The sequence below is a fragment of the Brachybacterium halotolerans genome (assembly GCF_016623465.1).
In the GTDB taxonomy this organism is placed as follows: Bacteria; Actinomycetota; Actinomycetes; order Actinomycetales; family Dermabacteraceae; genus Brachybacterium; species Brachybacterium halotolerans.
Genome location: NZ_JAEDAJ010000005.1, coordinates 37,856 through 60,419 on the forward strand (window position 1 = coordinate 37,856; position 22,564 = coordinate 60,419).

Annotated in this window: 21 protein-coding genes; 13 read left to right on the plus strand and 8 right to left on the minus strand. The window is 72.1% G+C overall.

Annotation, left to right across the window (positions count from 1 at the left end):
- Positions 1–15: 15 nt before the first annotated feature.
- The gene (locus I8D64_RS10155; RefSeq protein ID WP_200502426.1) at positions 16–399 is read left to right on the plus strand and encodes a DoxX family protein; all 384 of its coding nucleotides are present in this window, start codon (positions 16–18) and stop codon (positions 397–399) included.
- Here the strand turns inward: I8D64_RS10155 and I8D64_RS10160 are convergent.
- Entirely contained in the window at positions 362–1,897 is a 1,536-nt protein-coding gene (locus I8D64_RS10160) for an MFS transporter (RefSeq protein ID WP_200502428.1), read from the minus strand. The two genes, I8D64_RS10155 and I8D64_RS10160, sit on opposite strands and share 38 nt — an antisense overlap.
- Positions 1,898–2,074: 177 nt before the next feature.
- Here I8D64_RS10160 and I8D64_RS10165 point away from each other — a divergent pair, with 177 nt between their 5' ends.
- Together I8D64_RS10165 and I8D64_RS10170 are read left to right on the plus strand one after the other, a co-directional pair.
- A complete protein-coding gene (locus tag I8D64_RS10165; RefSeq protein ID WP_246482953.1) occupies positions 2,075–2,614 on the plus strand; it encodes a TetR/AcrR family transcriptional regulator in 540 nt (179 codons plus the stop codon).
- Between the two features lie 53 nt (positions 2,615–2,667).
- Positions 2,668–3,792 (plus strand): hypothetical protein, encoded by a 1,125-nt coding sequence (locus tag I8D64_RS10170; RefSeq protein ID WP_200502430.1) that lies wholly within the window; start codon positions 2,668–2,670, stop codon positions 3,790–3,792.
- A gap of 45 nt (positions 3,793–3,837) precedes the next feature.
- Here the strand turns inward: I8D64_RS10170 and I8D64_RS10175 are convergent, their stop codons facing one another.
- From I8D64_RS10175 to I8D64_RS10190, 4 genes are all read right to left on the minus strand, one after another.
- Complete coding sequence (locus I8D64_RS10175) at positions 3,838–5,139, minus strand: ABC transporter substrate-binding protein (RefSeq protein ID WP_200502431.1); 1,302 nt, start codon at positions 5,137–5,139, stop codon at positions 3,838–3,840.
- A 244-nt stretch (positions 5,140–5,383) separates the two neighbouring features.
- A complete protein-coding gene (locus I8D64_RS10180; RefSeq protein WP_246482954.1) occupies positions 5,384–6,283 on the minus strand; it encodes a PHP domain-containing protein in 900 nt (299 codons plus the stop codon).
- Positions 6,284–6,340: 57 nt separating this feature from the next.
- Positions 6,341–7,216, minus strand: a complete 876-nt coding sequence (locus I8D64_RS10185; protein ID WP_200502432.1) for a nucleotidyltransferase family protein — start codon at positions 7,214–7,216, stop codon at positions 6,341–6,343.
- Positions 7,217–7,283: 67 nt separating this feature from the next.
- Positions 7,284–8,216, minus strand: coding sequence for a serine protein kinase RIO (locus I8D64_RS10190; protein ID WP_200502435.1), 933 nt, complete (start codon positions 8,214–8,216; stop codon positions 7,284–7,286).
- A 350-nt stretch (positions 8,217–8,566) separates the two neighbouring features.
- Here I8D64_RS10190 and I8D64_RS10195 point away from each other — a divergent pair, with 350 nt between their 5' ends.
- The 5 genes from I8D64_RS10195 to I8D64_RS10215 all read left to right on the plus strand — a co-directional run bounded on the left by I8D64_RS10195 (position 8,567) and on the right by I8D64_RS10215 (position 14,937).
- A complete protein-coding gene (locus tag I8D64_RS10195; protein ID WP_200502436.1) occupies positions 8,567–9,859 on the plus strand; it encodes an extracellular solute-binding protein in 1,293 nt (430 codons plus the stop codon).
- The gene (locus I8D64_RS10200) at positions 9,849–10,763 is read left to right on the plus strand and encodes a carbohydrate ABC transporter permease (protein ID WP_200502438.1); all 915 of its coding nucleotides are present in this window, start codon (positions 9,849–9,851) and stop codon (positions 10,761–10,763) included. Before I8D64_RS10195 ends, I8D64_RS10200 begins: the two co-directional genes overlap by 11 nt.
- Positions 10,756–11,664: an ABC transporter permease subunit gene (locus tag I8D64_RS10205; protein ID WP_200502440.1), complete on the plus strand. Its 909-nt coding sequence runs from the start codon at positions 10,756–10,758 to the stop codon at positions 11,662–11,664. The genes I8D64_RS10200 and I8D64_RS10205 overlap by 8 nt, the downstream gene beginning before the upstream one ends.
- 131 nt (positions 11,665–11,795) lie before the next feature.
- Complete coding sequence (locus I8D64_RS10210; protein ID WP_214651181.1) at positions 11,796–13,943, plus strand: GxGYxYP domain-containing protein; 2,148 nt, start codon at positions 11,796–11,798, stop codon at positions 13,941–13,943.
- A 43-nt stretch (positions 13,944–13,986) separates the two neighbouring features.
- The gene (locus I8D64_RS10215) at positions 13,987–14,937 is read left to right on the plus strand and encodes an amidohydrolase family protein (protein WP_200502444.1); all 951 of its coding nucleotides are present in this window, start codon (positions 13,987–13,989) and stop codon (positions 14,935–14,937) included.
- 10 nt (positions 14,938–14,947) lie between these two features.
- On the opposite strand, the gene I8D64_RS10220 is transcribed toward I8D64_RS10215, so the two are convergent.
- Positions 14,948–15,556: a cysteine hydrolase family protein gene (locus tag I8D64_RS10220; protein WP_200502446.1), complete on the minus strand. Its 609-nt coding sequence runs from the start codon at positions 15,554–15,556 to the stop codon at positions 14,948–14,950.
- A 118-nt stretch (positions 15,557–15,674) separates the two neighbouring features.
- Between I8D64_RS10220 and I8D64_RS10225 the strand changes: the two genes are divergently transcribed.
- The gene (locus I8D64_RS10225) at positions 15,675–16,118 is read left to right on the plus strand and encodes a MarR family winged helix-turn-helix transcriptional regulator (RefSeq protein WP_200502448.1); all 444 of its coding nucleotides are present in this window, start codon (positions 15,675–15,677) and stop codon (positions 16,116–16,118) included.
- Entirely contained in the window at positions 16,115–17,506 is a 1,392-nt protein-coding gene (locus tag I8D64_RS10230; protein ID WP_200502450.1) for an MFS transporter, read from the plus strand. The genes I8D64_RS10225 and I8D64_RS10230 overlap by 4 nt, the downstream gene beginning before the upstream one ends.
- Before the next feature lie 51 nt (positions 17,507–17,557).
- On the opposite strand, the gene I8D64_RS10235 is transcribed toward I8D64_RS10230, so the two are convergent.
- The gene (locus tag I8D64_RS10235; protein WP_200502452.1) at positions 17,558–18,007 is read right to left on the minus strand and encodes a hypothetical protein; all 450 of its coding nucleotides are present in this window, start codon (positions 18,005–18,007) and stop codon (positions 17,558–17,560) included.
- 200 nt (positions 18,008–18,207) lie between these two features.
- Between I8D64_RS10235 and I8D64_RS10240 the strand changes: the two genes are divergently transcribed.
- Complete coding sequence (locus I8D64_RS10240) at positions 18,208–18,699, plus strand: SRPBCC family protein (RefSeq protein ID WP_200502454.1); 492 nt, start codon at positions 18,208–18,210, stop codon at positions 18,697–18,699.
- Positions 18,700–18,724: 25 nt separating this feature from the next.
- On the opposite strand, the gene I8D64_RS10245 is transcribed toward I8D64_RS10240, so the two are convergent.
- On the minus strand, positions 18,725–20,302 hold the full coding sequence (locus I8D64_RS10245; RefSeq protein ID WP_200502456.1) for an amidohydrolase family protein: 1,578 nt from the start codon (positions 20,300–20,302) through the stop codon (positions 18,725–18,727).
- 41 nt (positions 20,303–20,343) lie between these two features.
- Between I8D64_RS10245 and I8D64_RS10250 the strand changes: the two genes are divergently transcribed.
- Together I8D64_RS10250 and I8D64_RS10255 are read left to right on the plus strand one after the other, a co-directional pair.
- A complete protein-coding gene (locus tag I8D64_RS10250; RefSeq protein WP_200502458.1) occupies positions 20,344–21,480 on the plus strand; it encodes a DUF998 domain-containing protein in 1,137 nt (378 codons plus the stop codon).
- Positions 21,481–21,586: 106 nt separating this feature from the next.
- Positions 21,587–22,513 carry an ABC transporter ATP-binding protein gene (locus tag I8D64_RS10255; protein WP_200502460.1) on the plus strand — a complete coding sequence of 309 codons (927 nt, stop codon included), beginning with the start codon at positions 21,587–21,589 and terminating at the stop codon, positions 22,511–22,513.
- Positions 22,514–22,564 lie beyond the last annotated feature (51 nt).

Here is a 22,564-nt window from a genome sequence, read left to right on the forward strand (position 1 = left end):
GCATAGCCTGGGGCGATGAGCCACCCCGCGCGCACCCGCCGATTCCTCACCGTCCTGCTCGCCGGAGCCGGAGTCATGCACTTCGCAAAGCCGGCGCCCTTCGACAGCATCGTGCCGCCCGCGCTGCCCGGCGCGGCTCGCGGCTACACCTACGCCTCCGGCGTCGCGGAGCTCGTGGTCGCCGGGATGCTGGCGGCCCCCTCCACCCGGCGCCTCGGCGGGGCGGCCTCGGTCGCGCTGTTCCTCGCGGTGTTCCCCGCGAACCTGCAGATGGCATGGGACTCGCGGCACGCCTCCGCGCTGCGCCGGGCGATCTCCGTCGGGCGCCTGCCCCTGCAGGGCGTGCTCGTCGCCCAGGGGCTCAGCGTCGCGCGGGACGACGCTCCCGCATCGCGATGACCACGATCGCGGCGGCGGCGACCATCAGCACGACTCCCACGCCCGCCGTGTAGGCGACGCCGGAGTCGAAGGCCTCCCGGGCCGAGCTCAGCAGAGCCTCGCCCGCCTCGCCGCCCAGCGAGCGGGCCGCATCGGTCGCACCGCCCAGGGTCTGGCTGGCGGCGTCGGCCGCCCCGCCGCTCAGCGCCGTCGGCACCTCGACATGCGCGCGGAAGGTCGCGTTGAGGATCGAGCCGAGGATCGCCGTGCCCAGCACCGCCCCCGTCTCGTACGCGGTCTCCGAGATCGCCGAGGCCGCGCCCGCCCTGCGTGCAGGCACGGCGCCGAGGATCTCGTCGTTCGAGATGGTCTCGGCGGTGCCGACGCCCGCGCCGACCACGGCGAAGGCGAGCACGAGCGCCCCGTCGGACCCGGCCGTGCCGGTGACCAGCACGATCCCGTAGCCGACGGCGTTCATGAGCAGGCCCGCCGCCATCGCGTGAGAGGGTCGGACCCGCGGCACCACGCGCACCACGAGCAGGCCGGCCACGATCGTGACCACGAGCCCGGGCAGCAGGAGCAGACCCGCCTGCATGGGGGAGCGGCCGCTCACGAGCTGCAGGTGCTGGGAGAGGAAGTACAGGAACCCGACCAGCGAGAACACGCTCAGCAGGTTCGCCGTGACCGAGGCGCTGAAGGCCGGGATGGTGAACAGGCGCACGTCGAGCATGGGCTGCTCGCGGGTGACCTGGCGGCGCACGAAGGCGACGCCGGCGAGGACCGCGATGCCCGCGGCCAGCACGACGGCGAGGGAGATGCCCGCGTCGGCCGCGGTCTTGATGGCCCAGACGAAGGGGGTCATGGTCGCCATCACCAGCACGATGCTCAGCGGGTCGACGGGCCCCGGCTGCGGGTCGCGCGACTCGGGCACGAGGATCGGTGCGAGCACGAGCAGCGGCACCAGCATCGGCAGGGCCAGCAGGAACACCGAGCCCCACCACAGGTGCTCGAGCAGGAAGCCTCCCAGGATCGGGCCCAGCGCCGCGCCGCCCGAGAAGCCGGCCGCCCACAGCGCGATCGCGGTGCGGCGCTCGCGCGGGTCATCGAAGATGTTCCGGATCAGCGAGAGCGTCGCGGGCATGAGCATCGAGCCGAACAGGCCCATCGCCGCGCGCAGCCCGATGAGGGCGAGGGCGCTGGGTGCGAAGGCCGCGATCGCGGAGACGGCCGCGAAGCCCGCGGCGCCGATGAGCAGCAGCCGGCGACGGCCGATGCGGTCGCCCAGGCTGCCCATCGGCACCAGCAGACCGGCCAGCAGCAGCGGGTAGACGTCGACGATCCACAGCAGGGCCGTCCCGCTGGGCCGCAGCGACTCGGAGATCGCGGGCAGCGCGAACGACAGCACGGTGTTGTCGACCGACACCAGCAGCACGGGGAGCATCAGCACCGCGAGGGCGGCCCAGCGCCGACGCGGCGAGGTCGACGTGCCGATCACCGGGATGGGGCTCGTGATGGTCATGGTCTTCCTCCTTCTATGCGGTGGATGCGCGGGTTGCCGCGTGTGCGGGAATCCGGGGATGCGCGGGCGTGCGCTGTGCGCGGGATACGGCCGACGGGCGCGGAGCGCCGCGCGCCGGCCACTCCAGACTAAACCGTCCAGACGGTACAGTAAACAGCGGGGCCTATGGTGTGGGTCATGTCCGCACGCGAAGACGTCCTCGACGCCCTCGAGGAGATCCTCATCCGCGACGGGGAGCGCGCTGCGACCCTCGACGCCGTCGCCGCGCAGGCGGGGGTCTCCAAGGGCGGGCTGCTCTACCACTTCGGCTCCCAGCGGGCCCTCGTGGAGGGTCTCGCCGAGCGGATGCGCGAGCGCGCCGCGCAGGACGTGGAGCTCATGGCCGAGGCGTCCGACGGCCCCTCCGCCTACTTCGTGCGCACCTCCGTCTTCGAGGACACCCCGTTCGATCGCACGCTCGTGGCCGCGACCCGTCTCTCCGGCAGGGACGACGCCCCCGTGCACCAGGCCTTCGCTGACATGCGCGAGGGCTGGCTCGCACTGATCCGCGAGGAGGTCGGCGACGACGCCCGGGCCGAGGCGATCATGCTGATCGGCGACGGGCTCTACTACAACGCCGTCCTCGATCCCGCGTTCCAGGCGGGTGACGCCGTGCGCGCGAAAGCCATGCAGGGTCTGCTCGGCGTCGTCGCGCAGCTGCGCGACGGCACGGCGTGAGCGCGGGCGCGGGCGCGGTGTGAGGCTGGATCCGACGTGAGATCGGGGACGTCATGAGGGCCACGGAGCCGCCCGGGACCGACCGCGAGGTGGGCGGCGCACTGCTGCTGTCGGCACTCGCGCTGGTCGTGCTGCTCGCCTCGACCTGGATCCTCGTCGCCATCGCACTGCAGGATGCCCCGGTCCCTCTCGTCTCCGCAGGCCGCAGCGTCTTCGTCGTCATGGGTCTCGGCGTGCTCGCGTCGCTCGCCTCCCGCAGGGGTCGGACGGGCGGCGAGCAGGACCCCGCCGTGTCGTCCATGGACGCAGCGCCCGCCGTGCCGACGGCGCCTGCCGTGCCGGCGATGCCGGCCCGCACCACGGTGCTGCTCGCGCTCACCGGAGTCACCGGGTACACGGTCGCCTCGACGGCGGCGATCGCCCTTGCCGGTCCTGACATGCCCGCGCTGATCCTCACGCTCGGTCCGGCCGTGGTGATGGCGATGGAGGCCGCGAGCGGGTCGACACGCGCCCACCGCCGCGAGGTCGTCGCGACGCTCGCCGCGGTCGCCGCCACGGCTCTCTACGTCGCGGCGCGGCCCGGTGGAGGGGCCGGCGGCGGGCATCCGTTCGCCGGCGCGGTCTGCGCCCTCGCGGCGATGCTCCTCATCTCCTGGTACGGCGTGGCCTTCGCCCGAGCGAATCGCGGGTTCAGCGGGTCGATGGCGCGCAGGATCCTCCCGATCCACGCGATCGGCGTGATCCCTCTGATGCTCTGGGCCGCGGCGGCGATGCTCGGCGGCGACCGCCTCACCCTGCGCGCGCTGCTCGTGCTGGTGTTGCTCGGGATCGTGGTCTACGTGCCGGTCTACCTGCTGCAGCACCGGATCATCGTGCGCGCGGGCGCGACCTTCAACGCGCTCCTGGGACTCGTCGTCCCGATCCTCGTCGGCGTCGTCTCGACCCTCCTCGGGATGACGGCGCCCCCGGGGTCTCTGCAGTGGTGCGCGGGCCTGGCCGCGCTCGCGGCGATGGGTGTCGTCGTCATCTCGCGGACAGGGGGCGCGGGTCGAGCGCGCCCGCGGGCGCACGGCGCGGCGGGAGCGGCGGAGAACCGAGGGGCAGCGGAGCTCCGCGGGGCAGGTGAGACCGGAGGACCCAGGAGGACCGGAGCGCCACGGGAGACCGAAGAGGCCTAGCGAGGCGACGCCCGCCCGGTGTGGTCGGTGCCGTCGCGGCGGAGGTCAGGACTGCATGCCCTGCACCGAGCTGAGGATCGCCTGGGCGGCGTCGTCGAGTGACTGGTTCCCGAAGTAGTAGGCCTGCGAGAGCCGGGTGAAATCGTCGGAGAAGCCGACACCGGAGGTCGGCGTCACCCGGGGAGTGGGCGCGACCTCCTTCTGCATGTCGCGCGCGAAGTCCAGGCAGATGGTCTCGATCTCGTCGAGGTCGGGCTCGATCTCGTCCTGCACATCGGGGAATCCCGTCACCCCGCGCTCGATCTTCAGGGCCTTGGCGGCGCCGGGATCGGTGAGCAGGAAGTCCATGAGCAGGCCCGCGTTCTGCGCCGACCGGGACCGCGACGAGATCGACCAGTACATCGACGCCTTGTTCACCATGCGAGGGCTCCCGCTGGTGAGGGCGGGCAGGCGCCACAGCGTCATGTGTGCTTTCGACGAGGTCTGGAACGTCTGGATCTGCGTATGGAACTGCAGGTGGAATGCGGATCTGCCGGTGCCGAACAATCCCTGTTCGACGCCCGCCGCGGTGTCCTCGATCTGCGCCGAGACGGAGGGGACGGCGCGGGCGTCGACGAGCTTCTTCGAGTAGTCCAGGAACGAGCCGATCGTGTCCAGGCTGACCAGGGTCTCGTCGGATCGCGGGAACACCTGCTCGCCGGACTGGCGCGCCCACGCCGCGAGCTGGTCGCCGCCCTGACCGAAGCCGTCCAGGCCCACGATGTCCTTGCCCTCGTCGGCCGCCCACTCGCTGATCTGCACGGACGTCTGCATGAGGTCGTCCCAGGTCCACGACGTGTCCTCGGGCGCATCGACTCCCGAGGCCTCGAGGATGTCGGTGTTCACCCCGACCGACAGGATCCCCGTGCCCAGCGGCGCGCCGACGAGCGTCCCGTTCTCGAGGCGCCCCGTGTCGAGCAGGCTCTTCTCCATGCCGGAGAGGTCGAGGACGTCCCGGAGAGTCTCCAGGTCGAGCAGGGCCCCGCGGGTGCCGTAGGAGTCGATGTACTTCTCGTCCATCTGCAGGAGGTCCGGCATGCTTCCGCCGGACGTCTGGGTCGCGAGCTTGTCCCAGTACCCGGTCCACTCGCTGTACTCGGGCGTGACCGTGACGCCGCCGTGGGCGTCCTTGAAGAGCCCGAGCGCCGTCTGCGTCAGCTCGTGGCGCAGGTCCCCGCCCCACCAGTAGGTGCGCACGGTGTTCGGATCGCTGTTCGACCTCGAAGGGAGGTTCGGACCGCATGCGCTCAGTGCCGACGCCGGGCCCAGAGCGGTCATGAGCAGCAGGGTCTGGCGACGGGTGAGCATTCGGGGCTCCGTTCCGAAGGGGGTGCTGGCGGCGTCTGTGCCGGAGTCGTCTCGATCGTGCGGTGCTGGCCGTGGCGGGCCCGCGGATGAGGGGGCGCCGGCGCCTCCTCATGCCATGAGCATGGTCCTTCGCCATGGCTTCATCAAGGACGGGCCGAGTCCTGGGCGCCCGTCCGCCCCGTCGTCCCGTTGCTCCTGCGCACGCGCGGGCCGCCCGCGCGGATGTGCGGGCCTCGCGCCTCGCTCAGCGTCGCCACATGTCCCACGGGCGATCGCCGGGACGGAACCCGAAGTGCTCGAGCATGGCTGTGGCCTCGTGGAACCCTCCGGCGATGCCCGCCGGCACGTGCGCATCGCTGCCGAAGGCGACGGCCCGTCCTCCCTCCTCGGTCCACCATTGCGGGATCCAGGGCCACAGTCGCCGGGTGTTCATCTCGAGCGCCCTCCCGGTCGCGGCGAGCGACCGCATCGCCGAGCGGAAGCCCTCCTCGAACTCGCGCGGATCGAACGGGCCGGCGACCTCCGCCGGCCAGGACCTGACCGCATAGTCGATGTGCGTGAGCACCTCGAACGTGCCAGAACCCTCGACCATGCGGGGGATCTCAGCGAGGTACGCGTCCATGACGTCCGCGGGGGAGCGGTGGCGGTAGAGGGTCGTCGGCTCCGTGCGATCCTCCGTCCCGCCGCTCTCAGGGAAGGGGAGCGTATGCAGCGACCCGTTCACGCGGTCGAAGCGGCCGCGTGTGAGGAGGCCGGACACACGATCGTCGTGCAGGTGCGGCTGCCCGTACTCGATGCCCGTGAGGATCGTGAGCTCGGGGAACCGGACTCGGCACCGGTCGACGTTCTCGAGATAGCCCTCAAGATCGAAGGGTGGCAGGTGCACGTACCCGTCGTCGGCGATGTGGCGGTCGGCGTGTCCACCGAGATCACCTCGCTCGGCCCGCCAGCACGGATCCAGGTCCACATGCTCGGTGAACACGAGGGCCGGGAGGCCGATGCGCATCGCCTGCGCGCAGGTGCGATCCATGCGCCCCGCTGCGTCGGGATCGGAGCCGCTGTCCCACGACCACTCACTGTGGACGTGTGCGTCGGCGGGGAGCGGGGTGCGGAGGCCGCCTCGCAGGTCGATGGGCATCGTCATGAAGCGAGCATGATGCCTGTTCCGCCAGGCAACAAGGTCCCGTCGATCTGCAGACGGTCATCCTCGGGCGAGCTGCTCCCGGGTCTCGCGCACGAGTGCGGTGGCCTCGACGACGGAAGTCGCCAGGCGCGGAACGCGGTCGTCGATCGGAGTTCCGCCTGCCTCGCCGGCCTCCGCGGATCCCTCCGCGCCGATGCCCGCGAGGATCTCCGTCGCGCGCGGCGCGAAGCCGTGGGTGTCGATCGGGAGGTGCTCGACGCCGGGGATCAGGCCCTTCTCGTTGGTCACCCAGACGCCTGCCTCGGCGCACCACGCGTGCGCGCACCACAGGAGTGCGCACGCGCAGCACAGCTCGATGTAGCCGACATCGACCCGGACGGCCGCCTTGGCCGCCCCGCCCAACAGGAACTCCGCGTTGACCAGGTGGGCCGTGAACGCATCCTGCAGCGCGCGCGGGAAGGGGTCCAGGCCTTCGCGCAGCTGCTGGACGAGGTCGCCGGGATCCGCGAGCGGGATGCAGACGGCGGCCTCCGCCGCGTACGCGATATCGAGGAAGCCCAGCGGGTGGCCGAGCTGGTGATGGAAGGCGAACTCGCCTGGGATCGCCCGATCCCGCTGCCCGCGCACCCGCGAGGTCTCGCGCAGGATGAGGTCGACGGCGATGCCCTCGATGGTGAGCCACCCACCGCCGTCGACCCAGGGGCCCCATCCGCCGGGGCCGGCGACGTCGACCGGAGCATCGGCGATCTCGCACGCGGCCTCCCGCAGTGCGTGCATGTCCAGGTGCTCGGCGTCGTAGTAGAGGCCGAGGTCCACGTCGGACCCCTCGTGGTGGGTTCCGCGGGCTCGGCTGCCCCCGAGCGCCACGGCCTCGACGCCGCCCACAGCATGGAGCCGCTGCGCGATCCGGTGCAGTTCGTCGTCCTTCAGCATGTTCGTCTCCGTTCTGCTCGTGCCTCGGCGGCGCGGCGTGCCGTCGGTGCCGCCCCGGCACGGCGCCTCATCCGCGCCGTTCCATCGCTCCGGTCCACCACTCCTCGGCGTCGGCGGCATGCGGGGCGGCTCCGTGGGCGCGCAGCCAGGTGCACACGTTCTCGCAGTCCCGGCGCAGGAAATCCGGTCCGTTGGGGTTCGCGATCAGGTCGATCACCTGGGGCACGTCGATCACCACCAGGCGCTCGTCCTCGCTGCGCGGATCGACCAGCACGTTGTACGCCGAGAGGTCGCCGTGGACGAGCCCCAGCTCCGCGAGGCGCAGCACGAAGTCGCGCAGCTCCCGGGCCCATTGCGCGGCGCGCTCGGCCGACGGTCGGCGCTCGTGCAGGCGGGGACCGGCGACGGGCGTGACCGGCTGGCCGGTCGCCCCGCCGAGCCCGATGAACTCCATGCAGACCTCGGTGCCCTGGATCTGCACGGGATAGGGGACGGTGAGGCCGGCGGCGTGCAGCCGGGAGAGGGTGTCGAACTCGGCGCGCGCCCACTGTCCGGCGGCCGCGCGCTTGCCGAAGGCGCTGCCGCGGGCGATCGCACGGCCCTCGCGGGAATCGGTCACCCGCCTGCCCTCGGTGTACTGCGCGGAGCGGTGGAAGGAGGTGTGCTCGTCGGTGCGGTAGCGCTTGGCGACCATGAGTGCGGCCTCGCCGGGCGCTCCCGTGCGGAGGGCAGGCGGCAGGGCGCGCTCGAGCAGGAAGGCGTCGGCCTCCTTGCCGGTCTTCAGCACGCCGAGCTCGGTGTCGACCGCGCCCTCGTGCTGGACCACCCAGGCGGGGAACGGCTGCGGGCCGCGGTCCAGGGTGTGGGCCGTCTCGGGCCAGGTGGACCAGCGCTGGTCGGGCCCGGGCCCCTCGGGGTCGCAGGGAAGGTCGTCGTCGGTCACGCCGGCGGTGACCAGAGAGGTCGTATAGAAGGTGTCCCAGTCGAAGGACGGTGCCATGTGGGGTTCTCCCGAGGTGGGGACCTGCGGCCCGGCGGCGCGGGGTTCACCGCGGAGCAGCGCATCGTGCGCGGGGTTTTGCGGGGTCAGCAGGTCGAGGTGGAGCGGAGGACGGCAGGGGTCAGCACGGTGACAACCATCGGGTCCTCCTCCCCTCGGGGTCGGCGCATGGCGGCCGACGCTCAGCAGCACCGTACGGCGGGCGGGGGAGCGTGGTCGAGAGATTTATTGGGAGCCGGCCGTATCACCACAGGTGAAGCGATTCACGCGGACTCCGGTGATGCCCTACGGTGGATCCGTCGTCGGCGCCGTCCTCGCGAGCGCCGGACCATGAGCACGAAGGAGTGGGCGTGACCAGCAGACGCACCCTGCTAGGAGCCGCAGGCGTCGCCGCGGCCGGGGGAGCGCTCGCGCTCTCCGGATGCTCCTCGGGAGGCGGCGGAGCCTCCCCGGAGCTCGGCGCGATGGCCGCGAAGAACGCGAAGGACTCGATCAGCTTCCAGATCTGGGACGCCGCCCAGGCGCCCGCGATGCGGCAGATCATCGACGCCTTCCACGAGGACTACCCGGGCATCGAGGTGACGATGTCGATCGCCGCCTATGCGAGCTACTTCGAGCGCCTGCGCATCCAGGCCACGGGCGACGACCTGCCCGACGTGTTCTGGATCAACGGCCCGAACTTCGAGCTCTACGCCTCCCACGGACTCCTCCAGGACCTCAGCGATCTCGAGGGGTTCGACCCGAAGAACTATCCCGAGAACCTCATCGCCCTCTACACCTACGACGCGAAGCCCTGCGCGATCCCCAAGGACTTCGACACGATCGGCCTCTGGTACAACCGGGAGCTGCTCCATCGGGCGGGCGTCGACGCACCCGACGGCTCCTGGAGCTGGCAGCAGTACCGCGATGCCTCCGAGCAGGTGACCCGGAAGCTCCGCTCCGACCGCATCTGGGGCAATCCCGGCGGCATCGAGACCCAGGCCTACATCTACCCGCTCGCGCTGCAGGCCGGCGGCTTCATCGTCTCCGAGGACAAGAGGACCTCCGGGTACGACGACCCCGGGACGCTCGAGGCCTTCGACTTCCTACGCGGGATGATCGACGACGGCATCGCCCCCGACGTCCGGTACACCACCGAGAACCCTCCGCAGGACCTCTTCAGCGACGGCCGTGCGGCGCTCATGACCTCCGGCAACTGGCAGGCGGCCGTGCTGCAGGACTCCGTGGTCAAGGAGCAGATCGATGCCGCCCCGCTCATCCACGGGAAGCAGGAGGGCAACGTCATCCACGGCATCGGCTATGCGATGAGCGCGCACGGAACGCACAAGCCCGCCGCCTCGGCGTTCCTGTCGTTCCTGGGGTCCGAGAAGGCGGCCCGCATCCAAGGCGCCGCGGGCGCCGCGAACCCCGCGTTCATCGGCACCAACGACAGCTTCTTCGACGCCCTCCCGGGCTTCGACCTCGAACTCTTCGTCGACGCCGCCGAGACCGCCCTGCCCTACCCGGTCTCCCAGAACACCTCGGCCTGGAACCAGCTCGAGGAGCTCCTGCTCCCCAAGATCGTCGGCGGCCCCGGCGACGTGGCGGAGACCGCTAAGGACCTCGCCGATCGGATGGACGGAGTGCTCGCCGATGAGTCATGAGACCGCCGCGGCAGCGCCGCGCAGGAGGCGCCGAAGGGCCGACGGCTGGTGGCCGCTCGTGTTCCTCGGCCCCCTGCTGATCGGCATCGCCGTCTTCTACTTCTGGCCGATCCTCGCGACGGTCATCAACTCCTTCACGGTGTTCGGACCATTCGGCGGGCGCACCTTCAACGGACTCGAGAACTACGCGCAGCTGCTCCAGGACTCCTTCATCTCGCGCGCCGTCCTCAACACCCTCATCTACACGGTGATCGTGCTGTGCGGCATCCCGCTCGCGGTGTGCATCGCCTCGCTGCTGAACCAGAAGGGCCTGCGCTTCGCGCGCTTCTACCAGGTGCTGTTCTTCCTGCCCGCCGTCTCGATGCCCGTCGCCGTCTCGCTCGTGTGGCGGATGATCTTCAACAAGGAGTTCGGCCTGGTCAACTGGGCGCTCTCCCTCGTGGGCATCGACGGCCCCTACTGGGTGACCGCTCCCTGGTGGTCGCTGCTGGCGATCTCGATCGTGGGCCTGTGGTCGAGCCTGCCGCTCGCGATCATCATCCTGGGCGCGGGACTGCGCGGCATCCCCGCCGAGCTGTACGAGGCCGCGCAGCTCGACGGCGCCGGCACCGTGCGCCAGTTCTTCTCGGTGACCGTGCCGCTGCTGACGCCCAGCATCTTCTTCCTGTCCATCATCACCGCCATCAACGGCTTCCAGCTGTTCGACCTGCTCTTCGCGATGATGGGCCAGGCGAACCCCGCGATGGCCGACACCCAGTCGCTCGTGTACCTCTTCTACTCCGAGGCGTTCCGCCAGAACAACCAGGGCTACGCCTCCGTGATCGCCCTGCTCATCCTCGCGATCATCGGAGCGTTCACGCTGCTGCAGTTCCGCCTGCAGAGGAGGTGGGTCCACTATGAGTGAGACGTCCGCACGCACGACCCAGTGCACGACGGCACGCACGAGTGCGCGCTCGACGGCGGCCGATCGGGCCCGCTCCGGGACCCGAGCGCGTCGGCCCCGATGGGCGACGCATGCGGTGCTGCTGATCGGCGGGATCCTGATGGTGTTCCCGTTCCTGTGGCAGATCAACATGTCGCTGTCCACGCAGGCGGAGGTCACCTCGGTCCCGCCCAGCTGGCTGCCCGCGTCGCCGCAGTGGAAGAACTATCCCGCGGTCTTCGAGCAGGTTCCCTTCCTGCACCAGTTCGTGAACACGGCGCTGGTGACGATCGCCCGCGTCATCGGACAGCTGCTGCTGTGCGCCCTGGCCGGCTACGCCTTCGCGCGGATGACGTTCCGCGGGAAGAACCTCGTGTTCGCCCTGGTGCTCTCGATCCTCATGGTCCCGTACCAGATCTATCTCATCCCGCAGTACGGGGTGATCCAGAACCTGGGGCTGCTCAACACGATCGCCGGCATCGCCGCGCCGGGGGTCTTCAGCGCCTTCGGCACGTTCCTCATGCGCCAGCACTTCCTGTCGATGCCCGCCTCCCTCGAGGAGGCGGCGCGCCTGGACGGGGCGAACCCGTGGCAGACGTTCTGGCGGATCATGTTCCCGCTCTCGGGGCCCGCCCTCAGCGCGGTCGCGATCCTCACCGCGCTCGCCTCCTGGAACGACCTCATGTGGCCGCTGATCGCCGCCACCTACGACGAGAAGACCACCCTCGCCGTGGGACTGACGTCCCTGCAGGGCCAGTTCACGACGGACTACCCGGTGATGATGGCCGCGAGCTTCATGGCGATGCTGCCGCTGATGATCCTGTTCATCGTCCTCCAGCGCCGCGTCGTGGAGGGCCTCGCCCACTCGGGCATGAAGGGGTGAGCGAGTCCGCGGCCCGCCGACACGGACCTTCCCGACGAACCGCCCCACCTGTCGTCTCGTGCCCCCGACCCGCCCTTCCCACGTGAGCATCGCGCGGTTACAGTGCAGATCCCCAACCGCCACAGGAGTCGATGATGACCGTGGATCTGCCCCGCCCTGCCCTCTCCTCCCGCCCTGAGCCGACAGCACCGATGCGCTCGGCGTCCCGCGCGTTCACCCGCCGCACGGCGCTGGCCGGCGGCATCGGTGCCGCGGGCGCCGCCGCTGCCCTCTCGATCAGCGCCCCGTCGGCCGACGCGGCGGGCCCCACCCCTGCCGGCGGGCACCACGGCGGCCACCCCGGCGGCGGGGCCCCTGCCGTGCACTGGGAGCGCGGGCACCTCTTCCCGACCTTCGACCGCGCCGCGAGCACGGTGCGCGTGGGAGACATGCGGAAGCTCGACGGCTTCGACCGTCTGCTGCTGATCACCCTGCAGGGCCTGGTGAACCGCGAGCGCCCCGAGCTGTACCTCATCGCCGACGACGTCGACGAGACCTGGATCCCCGACCTGCCCGCGCGCACCCGGTACGAGGAGCACCCGCTCGATCTCGTCGGCCGCTACCGCCGCCGCATCGTGGGCGCCGTCGTCTACGACATGGACGCCCCGGACACCATCAACCTCGCCACCACGATCGCCGCCCAGCGCGGCGCCGTCGTCGCCACCGCCGAGCAGGCCTCCGAGCACCGCCTCAGGGTCGTCGAGGACCTGCGCGGACGCTTCGACGACGACCCCGCCGCCATCTACGCGTACGCGACCGACCACCTCTGGGGGAAGAGCACCCACAAGGTCCTCGTCGGCCTCCCGCCGACCCACACGGTCGAGGTCGACGGCGTGGAATGGACCGAGCTGCTGCGCGAGAAGGAGCGCGTCACCGACTCCTCGAACCTCGGCACGCAGACCGTGGACCTCGCCGGTCAGGTCGGCGACGGCGAGGTGTTCGTGCGCCTGTCCGACTCCTTCCCCGAGGACGGCTGGGGCCCTGCCCTCCACCACGCGACGCTCACGGTCGACGGCGAGCAGGCCGCCGACTTCGTGCCCGGCACCGACGCGGAGGCCGAGTTCCTCTTCGACGGCAGCGGCTCCCAGACCAAGGACGGCCTGCGCTTCGCCGACGGCGGCTCCTCCTTCATCTACCGCTTCGAGGTGCCGGACGGAGCGGGCGACGTGAGCGTCGACCTCGAGCTCGAGAACGAGTACCTGGTCTCGGCGACCGGGACCGCGCCCACCCGCGTCGAGCCGTTCTCCTCCTTCCGGGACTTCGCGATCGCCACGAGCGCACTGATCACCTGGCTCCCGCCCTCGGGCGACAGCGGCAGCCAGTTCTCCGAGCTGCTCGCGAAGGTCGACCCGGGAACGGTCTACGCCGGCTGGTTCGCGAACGACGTGGACGGCGAATGGTCGGGTGTGGAGCTGTGCAGCACCCACGGCGTCATCGTCGTCGCCGCCGACTACTTCATGAACGCCAGCGTGCTCTCCGGCATCCCCGCCGCGACCTGGGCCCGGCCCACCAAGCCCTCGCGCGGCCGCGTGAAGGACCGCACGTACCTCACGCTCACCTTCGGAGAGGGCGACAACATCCAGTTCTGCGAGCGGCACATGCGCGAGCTCTGGGACGATCCCGCCCGCGGGGCCGTGCCCATGAACTGGACCATCACCCCTCTCCTCGAGGACATCGGCCCCGCTCTGCTCCACCACTTCCAGCACACCGCCACCGAGAACGACTTCCTGGTGTGCGGCCCCTCCGGCGCGGGCTATACCTACGGCGACTCCTGGCCGAAGGACCAGCTGGACGTCTTCACGAAGGCCTCCGGCCGCTACCAGTCCCGCACCGGGCTCGACGTGGTCTACGCGTACTCGACGCCCGAGTCCGGGAAGCCCTCGCCGACCCTGCCCGACTGGGTCCTCGAGTCCTATGCGAAGAACGTCGAGCTGCGCGGGATCATGCAGACCGACGAGAAGGGCGCGATCAGCGACCCCGGTGCCGCCGTCCCGCTGCTGGGCACCTTCTATCCCGCCGGCGGCGTCGAGACCTACCGCGAGCAGCTGCTCGCGAAGATCGAGGAGGAGCGCGGCGCGGGAGGGGCCGACGAGAAGGGCGGGCCGCTGTTCATCGCGGGGCTCATCAACGCCTGGAGCTGGACACCGTCGGACGTGAAGGAGCTCGTCGAGAGCCTCCCGGAGGACGTCGAGGTCGTGCTCGCCGACGAGTTCTTCGACCTCTTCGCGCGCACCGCCTGAGGCGCCCGGCGGCCGTGGTCATGGCGGGCGTACCCTGCCCGCCATGACCACAGCCCCAGACCGCCTCATCGACGTCCACGCCCACTTTGTCACCGACGACTACGTCGACGCCGCGCGCGCCGCGGGGATCGAGCACCCCGACGGCATGCCCGGATGGCCGCAGTGGGACCTCGCCGCGCAGATCGAGGACATGGACCGCCGCGGCATCGAGCACGCGGTGCTCTCGGTATCCTCGCCCGGCGTCCACTTCGGCGACGACGTGTCCGCGGCCTCGCTCGCCCGCGCGGTGAACGACGCCGCGGCCGCGTTCGTCGCCGAGCATCCGCAGCGCCTCTCCTTCTTTGCCTCCCTGCCCCTGCCCGATGTCGACGCGGCCCGCGTCGAGGCACGTCGGGCCTTCGCGCTGCCCGGGGCGCGCGGCGTGATCCTCGAGTCGAACGCGCGCGGCCAGTACCTCGGCGACCAGGTGCTCGAGCCGCTCTGGGCGGAGCTCGAGGCGGCGGGCGCGATCGTGTTCGTGCATCCGACCTCTCCCGTCGGGGCCGACGGGACGGCCCTCGGCCGTCCGCGCCCGATGCTCGAGTTCATGGCCGACTCGACCCGCAGCATCGTCGACCTCGTGCTCGCTGGCGCCCTGGACCGCCATCCCGGTCTGCGCGTGATCGTCCCGCACTCCGGGGCCTCCCTGGCCCTGCTGTCCGACCGTGTCGCCCTCTTCCAGGACGGTTTCGGACTGGGCGGCGCGCCCTTCGCCGACGCGCTGCGCGGCTTCTGGTTCGACCTCGCAGGGACGCCCTTCCCGCACGCCGCGCCGCTGCTCGTGGACGTCGCCGGATCCCATCGCGTGCTCTACGGCAGCGACTCCTGCTGGACCCCGGCGCCCGCGGTCGACGCGCAGATCGAGAGCATCGACCGCGCGGAGCCTCCCCTCGGCGCGACCAGCTGGCGGCGCCTGACCACACGCAACGCCGAGACGCTCCTGGGCGAGGTGTGAGCGCGCGAGCTCAGGCCCCGGTGAGCCCCTCGGCCCACTCGTCGACGGTGGTCACCGTCGCCTGACGCGGGAACACCTTCTGCGTGAGCACGCGGTGCACCTCCTCGTCGGGGTCGGCGCAGGCGTCGGCGAGCACGGTGAGGCGGAAGTCCAGATCCGCGGCCTGGCGCAGCGTCGAGAGCACGACGCCGCTCGTGGAGATCCCGGCGAGCACGAGCGACTCGGCCTGCGGGCCCCGCAGCAGCACCTCGAGGTCGCTGCCGGTGAACGCGCTGATCCGGCGCTTGATCACGACCGGCTCCTCCGGGCGCGGGGCGAGCGCCTCGTGGAGCGCCGTGGCGGGGGAGTCCTCGGTCATCCCCGTCTCGCCCGCGCGGGCCGAGATGCCGGCGAAGCCCGAGGTCGGCGCGATCTCGGGGTAGCAGGGCCGGAAGGCCACGCGCACCCACACCACGGGGATGCCGGAGTCCCGCGCCGCCTCGACGGCCGCTCGGGCGCGCTCGAGGACGCCGGTGCCGGCGAAGCGGTCGGCGATGCCGTGCTGGAAGTCCATGGCGAGCAGGACGGTGCGCGCCGCGCAGCCCGTGGTCTCGCGGGATTCGGTGGCGGGTGCGGTCATGGGGGAGTGCTCCTCGGTCTGTGCGATCAGCGGTCGTGGCGGTCGTGGTGGGCACGGTGGTCGTGACGGGCACGACCCACGTTTGCTCAACGAATATTGATCAATGTACGTTGACGGTATGGATCCAGCAAATCGTCCGGCCTCCTCGGCGGAGGCCGCGCACGCCCTGCGCGGGGTCGTCGGTCGGCTGCGGCGTCGCCTCCTCGCGGTCTCCGGCAGCGATGTCCTCACGCCCGCGCAGGCCTCCGCCCTAACCCTCTTCGTGCGCGGCGACGCCGATTCCGGCGCCTCCCTCGCCCAGGCCGAGCGGATCTCGCCCCAGGCCGCTGCGGTCACGGTGGCGGCTCTCGCGAAGGCCGGCCTCATCGAGCGCACGGCCGATCCCGCCGACGGCCGTCGCCAGATCATCGCCGTCACCGAGGCGGGCCTCGACTACGTGCAGGGGGCTCGCGGGATGCGCCAGGCCTGGCTCGAGCAGGGCCTCACCGAGGAGTTCACGGAGGACGAGCGCGCGCAGCTGATCGCCGCGGCCGCCCTCCTCGAGCGCCTGCTGCAGCGATGACGGCGATCGCCCGCCGCCCCTCGCCACCGGATCGCTTCGATCGCCGGCTGCTCTCCCCGATGATGCTCGGGTCGATCCTGAACCCGATCAACTCCTCGATCATCGCCGTCGCGCTGGTGCCCATCGGCGTCGCGCTCGGCGCTCCCGCGTGGGAGACGACCTGGCTGATCACGGGCCTGTATCTCGCCACTGCCGTCGGCCAGCCGCTGATGGGGCGCCTCGTCGACGCCTACGGCGCGCGCCGCATGTTCCTCGTCGGCTCCGCGCTGACTCTGCTCGCCGGCGTGATCGGCACCTTCGCCCCGAACATCTGGGTGCTCGTCGCGGCGCGCGTCGTGCTGGGCTTCGGGACCTGCGCGGGCTATCCCTCGGCGATGCGCCTGATCCGTGACGAGGGCGATCGCACCGGCGTGGACAGCCCCGCCGCCGTGCTGAGCGCGCTCAGCATCACCACCCAGACCATCTCGGTGATCGGGCCGGTGCTCGGGGGAGTGCTCATCGACGTGGGCGGATGGCGCAGCACGCTCGCGATCAACGTGCTGCTGGGCGCCGCGGGCCTCGTGCTGGGCCGCCTCTATCTGCCGCCGAGCCGCCGGCCCGTCGGCCGCGCGCGCATCGACGTGGTCGGGATCGTACTCTTCACGATCGCCCTGGTGAGCCTTCTGCTCCTGGTCATGGACCCGTCCGTCGGCCGGCTCTGGCTGCTCGTGCCCGTCCTCGCGGCGGGCGCCGGCTTCTGGATCTGCGAGCTGCGTCGGGTCGACCCCTTCATCGACGTGCGGATGCTGCGGGCGAGTCCCGCCCTCGTGCGCACCTACCTGCGCTCGGTGCTCGCGGCGCTCGTGAGCTACGGGTACATCTACGGCTTCACGCAGTGGATGCAGGAGGCGCGCGGGCTCAGTCCCTCGCTCTCCGGTCTCGTGCTGCTGCCCACCTTCGCCGTCGGCATCGCGGTCGTCGCCCTCACGGGACGGCGCGAGGCGCTGCGCGGGAAGCTGATCGTCGGCTCGCTCGCCCAGATCCTCGCGTGCGCCATGGTGCTCGCGCTCGGGGACCGCTCGCCCCTCGTGCTGCTGGTCGGGATCGCCGTCGTGCTCGGCATCCCGCAGGGGCTGCTGAACCTCGCCAACCAGAACGCCGTCTACCGGCAGGCGCGCAGCGAGCAGATGGGGGCGGCGGCGGGACTGCTGCGCACCTTCATGTACCTCGGCGCGATCGGCTCGTCCTCGGCGAGCGGTGTGCTCTTCGGCCGACAGGCCGACACCAGGGGCATGCACGACCTCGGACTGGTGATGCTCGCGGCGGCCGTGCTCCTGCTCGTGCTCTCGGTGGCCGACAGGACGCTCGGCAGGACCGCGCCCCGCGGCGAGCGAGCCCCGGCGACCTAGCACCGGCGACCTAGCCCCGAGGGCCGGTCCCGGGGCCCAGGGCCGCTGAGGTCAGCGCAGCTCGCGGTGCAGGTCCGCGAAGCAGTCGACGCCCGAGGTCCATTCCCTGCGCGCGCCGTCCCCGAAGTCGCTCAGACGGGCGACGGCGGTGCCGTCGCGCTGGGAGGGACGCGGGTGGATGCGCAGGGAGCCGTAGGTCAGCTCGAGCCGCAGCCCGATGCCCTGCTCCTCATAGGTCTCGGTGACGTCCTGTCCGATGAGTTCGCGCAGGGCGCCCGCCCAGCGCTCGTCATCGGAGGAGACGATCGAGTGCTCCTTCAGCACGGTGGGCATCACCAGGCACTCCAGGAGCGGCTGCTCGCTCGAGCCCGTGGGGGACTCGAAGCGGATCCGCAGGCGCCCCAGCACGAACCCGATCTCGCGCACCCGGTAGCCCCGGAGCCTCGACAGCTCGAGGGTGAGGGGCTGCGTCGATGTGCTGGCGCCCGTCGTGGTGTCCATGGGGCACACTCCTTCCGGTCGTGGCTGTGGTGCGGGCGGGCCGCCGCGGAGGGCGACCCGGGTCACAGTGCGGCACTGTAGACCCCTTGCCCGGAAGATGCCGACATGGTGTGCACAGTGGACACGCAGACTCCCCAGGGGAGACCACGACGGGACGACGGGCCGCCCGGAGGGCAGAACCGGAGGGCAGAATGAGCGCCATGGACGAGACCCAGAACGATGCCGCCGACGCGGCCCCGCGCGTGGTGAGCGCGAGCCGCGTGATCGCGGCCGCTCCCGGCGAGATCTTCGAGCACATCGCCGACCCGGCGCTCCAGACAGCATGGGACGGCAACGACAACCTTGCCGAGGCCGCCTCCGGCCAGCGCGTGCGCGGCGTCGGGGACGTCTTCGCGATGACGCTGACCACGGGCGCCGTGCGCGAGAACCACGTGGTCGACTTCGACGAGGGCCTGCGCATCGCCTGGCTCCCCGCGCCCGAGGGCGAGCAGCCGCCCGGCCACCTCTGGCGCTGGGACCTCGAACCCCTGGGCGAGGGCCGCACCCGCGTCATCCACACCTACGACTGGACCGACCTGCACGACCCCGTGCGCCAGGAGCGCGCCCGGCGCACCACCGAGGCGAGCCTGCAGGCCTCGGTGGATCGGCTCGCGCCGCTTCTCGAACGGGGCGACGGAGGGGCCGCGCGCTGATCGTCCGGCGCTGATCGCCCCGCGCTCAGCGCGAGAAGACGAGCCGCCCGTCGACGAGGGTCGCGAGCGGCCGCGCCTCCCGCAGACGCGCGGCGGCCTCCCGTGCCGCGGACTCCACGAAGACCCCGTCGGCGCCGCGCGGCACGTCGGCGAAGAGCCCGGCGCCCGCCGCATCGGCCGGATCCTCGAGCAGCACCAGGTCCGCGCGTGCTCCCACCGCGGGCCGGACCCCGGCCCCGTCGGTCGAGGCGGCGAGGGCCTCGAGGGGCTGCAGCTGCTGGGCGGGGAACCAGGCCTCGCGTCCGTCGGCGCTGCGGTGGACGGCCGCCGACATGGCGAGCCAGGGATCCACGGGCGCGACGGGGGAGTCCGAGCCCATCAGCAGATCGACGCCCGCGTCGAGCAGGTCACGGAAGCGGTAGGAGCGCTGCGCGTCGTCCGGCCAGACCTCCTCGGTGGGGTCGCGGTCGTCGAGCAGATGGGCGGGCTGCACCGAGGCGCGCACCCCGAGCGCCGCCATCCGCGCCACGTCCTCGTCGGCCAGCAGCTGGGCGTGCTCGATCCGAGGCCCGTCCCCGCGCCCGCCCACGCCGCCGAGTCCGCGACCCGCGCCGGCCTCCGCGAGCGCATCCAGGACCACCCCGGCGGCCGCGTCGCCGATCGCGTGCACGGCGACTGCGAGCCCGCGCGCCTCGGCCCGCGCGAGCAGCGCCGCGAGGTCGTCGGCCATGTGGCTGAGCACCCCGAAGCCGCCGCCGAGCGGGTGCGCCCCTGCCTCCCCGGAGAACGCGTAGGGGTGGCGGCAGTAGGCCGAGCGCGAGCCCAGCGAGCCGTCGGCGATCACCTTGAGCGGGCCCATGGTCACGAGCCCCGAGCTGCCGATCGGTTCGCCGGTGGACCCCGGCACTCCATCGAGCCCGGAGGCGTAGGTGGCCGTCCGCACGCGGATCCGGGCCTCGCGCCTGGCCCACAGCGACGCGTTGTCGGCCCATTCCATGTCCGTCAGTCCGACGACCCCGCGCGCGAGCGCGTCCTCCTGGAGCCGCCTGACCCCGGCCTCGAGGTGCGCCGCGACGCCCGGCAGGTCGTCGAGGTGGGCGACGGCGTCGAACCACTCGTCCTCGGCCACGATCCCGCGCCGGGGCGGCAGGCCCAGCGCACGCAGAGCGGCCGAGCTCATCCAGGCATGATGTGCGTCGCCGCCGATCAGCACCACGGGCAGCTCCCCGGCGACGGCATCGAGCCCGGCCACCGTGGGGTCGCCCGCCATGTCCACGAGGCGGTGGCCGAAGCCGATCAGCGCCTCGGCGCCCGCGGATCCCGCGGGGCGGGCGGCGATCGCGGAGGCGACCTCCCGCAGCACCTCGTCGACCGAGGCGAGCCCGGCGGTGTCCAGCCGCGCGTATCCCTGGGCGGTCTGGCCCACGTGCACGTGGTGGTCCCAGAGGCCGGGGATCGCGAGGGCCCCGCCTGCATCGAGCACCTCCTCGCCCGGGGACGGCGCGAGATCCGCGCCGATCTCCGCGATCACCCCGTCGCGCAGACGGACCGACACGGGCGATGCGGGCGAGGGCGCGAGCAGGCGCAGATCACGGACGAGCACCCGGCGAGCCTATCCGCCCCTGCACGGGGGAGAATCGAGGCATGCGCGAGCCGTCCCCCGAGCTGTCCGCCGACCCGACCATCGACCCGACCACCGACCACACTGCCGACCCCACCGCCGGCCTGGCCGTCGATCCCACCACCGCGCGCTCCCCGCACGCCTCCCGCGACGAGACCGCGGCCCTGTGGTGCGCAGCGGGCTCCGCCGTGCTCGGGCTCGGCCTGGGGCTGCTCTCGCTGCGGACGACGCTCCCGCTGTTCGGCCGCGGCTCGATCGGCGAGGTCGCCGCGTACGCGGGGATGGGCGCCGGCCTGATCGGCTTCGTCCTGGCCGGTCTCACGATGACCCCGCGCCGCCAGCCCTGGCTGCGGGAGATCTCCCGGGTCCGCAGCGCGGCCAACATCCTCGCCCTGGGTGCGCTCCACGCGGTGTTCGCCTTCCTGCTGTGCAGCGCGCTGTACGGGGTGTTCGCCTCGGCGTTCCTGGGACTTGCCCTGGACCGCTGGACCGGTGCCGTGTGGGTCGCCATCACCGCCGCGGCCTGCGCGTACGCCTGCGTGGAGAGCGCTCTTGCGCTCACCAGCGAGTCGCTGTCCGTGCTGCTGGCCGCGTTCCTGGTCACCGGAGCGCTCGCCGCCGCGCTGAGCGCGAGCGACCCGCAGTGGTGGCACCACCACTTCTCCGCGCTCGGATCGGGAAGTGGCGGGCTCACCTTCAACCTCACCCTGCTGCTGGCGGGGCTCGCGCTCGCGGCGATCGGCGACTTCGTGGGCCACGACGTCGCCCTCTGGTGCCGCGCGACCGGCCAGACCCGCTCCCGGGCCACGCTCGTGCGCCTCGCATTGATCGTCCTTGGGCTGCTCGTGATCGCCGTGGCGCTGATCCCGGTCGACGCGGAGCGGGTCTGGCACGATGCCGCCGCGCAGAGCATCGTGCTCGTCTTCGCCGCGGCCCTCGTGGGCTTCCCCGTGCTGTTCCGGCGCCTTCCCGGCAGCTTCCTCGCCGTCACCGTCGGTGTGATCATCGCGCTGCTGGCCCTGCTGATGCTGTGGAAGGGCGTGGGGTACCTGAACCTCACGGCCTTCGAGATGGGCGCGGCCGCGACCGTCATGGCCTGGCTCATCCTCTTCGTGCGCACCGTCTCCGCCGCCGTGCGCAGCCTGCCCGCCGCGGACTGAGCGCCCGGGCCCCATGACGCCCGTGCCTCTCCCATGACAGCTGTCATGGGAGGGACGTGACGGCGCCCGATGGGCCCGCGGCCACGGCGCGGCGGAGGCTGGAGCCATGAACGAGACGACCCCGGCCCCGTCCCAGGATTCCCGGCCCGCGATCGACTGCCGGGCTCTGACCAAGACCTTCGGCTCCCTCACCGCCGTCGACGACCTCGACCTCGCCGTCCCGCGCGGCCAGATCCTCGCGCTGCTCGGCCCCAACGGCGCCGGCAAGTCCACGACCACCGAGATGATGCTCGGGCTCGCGACCCCGGACGCCGGTGAGGTGCGCATCTGCGGCACCACCCCCACGGACGCCGCGCGCCGCGGCCTCGTCGGCGCGATGCTCCAGAACGGCGCCCTCCTCGAGGACACCCCGGTGCGGGTGATGCTGAACCTCGTCGCCGGGGTCTGCGCGCACCCGCTCCCGCTCGACGAGGTCATCGAGCGCGCCGACATCTCGTCCCTGCTGCGCGGCAGCACCTCGAAGCTCTCGGGCGGGGAGGCGCAGCGGGTCCGCTTCGCCCTCGCCCTGCTGCCCGACCCTGAGGTCATCCTGCTGGACGAGCCCACCGTCGCGATGGACGTCGAGACCCGCCGGCGCTTCTGGGAGCGCATGCGCCACGTCGCCGCCGACGGCCGCACCATCGTCTTCGCGACCCACTACCTCGAGGAGGCCGACCAGCAGGCCGGCCGGGTGGTCGTCATGGACCAAGGGCGCATCGTCGCCGACGGCACCGGCGCGCAGATCAAGGCCAGGATCGGCGGACGCGCGATCACCCTGCGCGTGCCGGACCACGCCGCCGCCGGCCCCCTTGCCCATCTCGACGGCGTGACCAGCGTCGACGCGCTCGAGGACGGCCGCCTCCGACTCGCCACCACGGACTCCGACGCCACCCTGCGCGGGCTCTTCACCGGCGTGGGCCTCCCCGCCGTCAGCGACGTCGAGGTCGCCACCCCGAGCCTCGAGGACGCCTTCCTCGCGCTCACCACCCACTGAGCGCACCCCACTGAACGCACCCCACCGATCTCCCCGCCCGACTGATCTCCC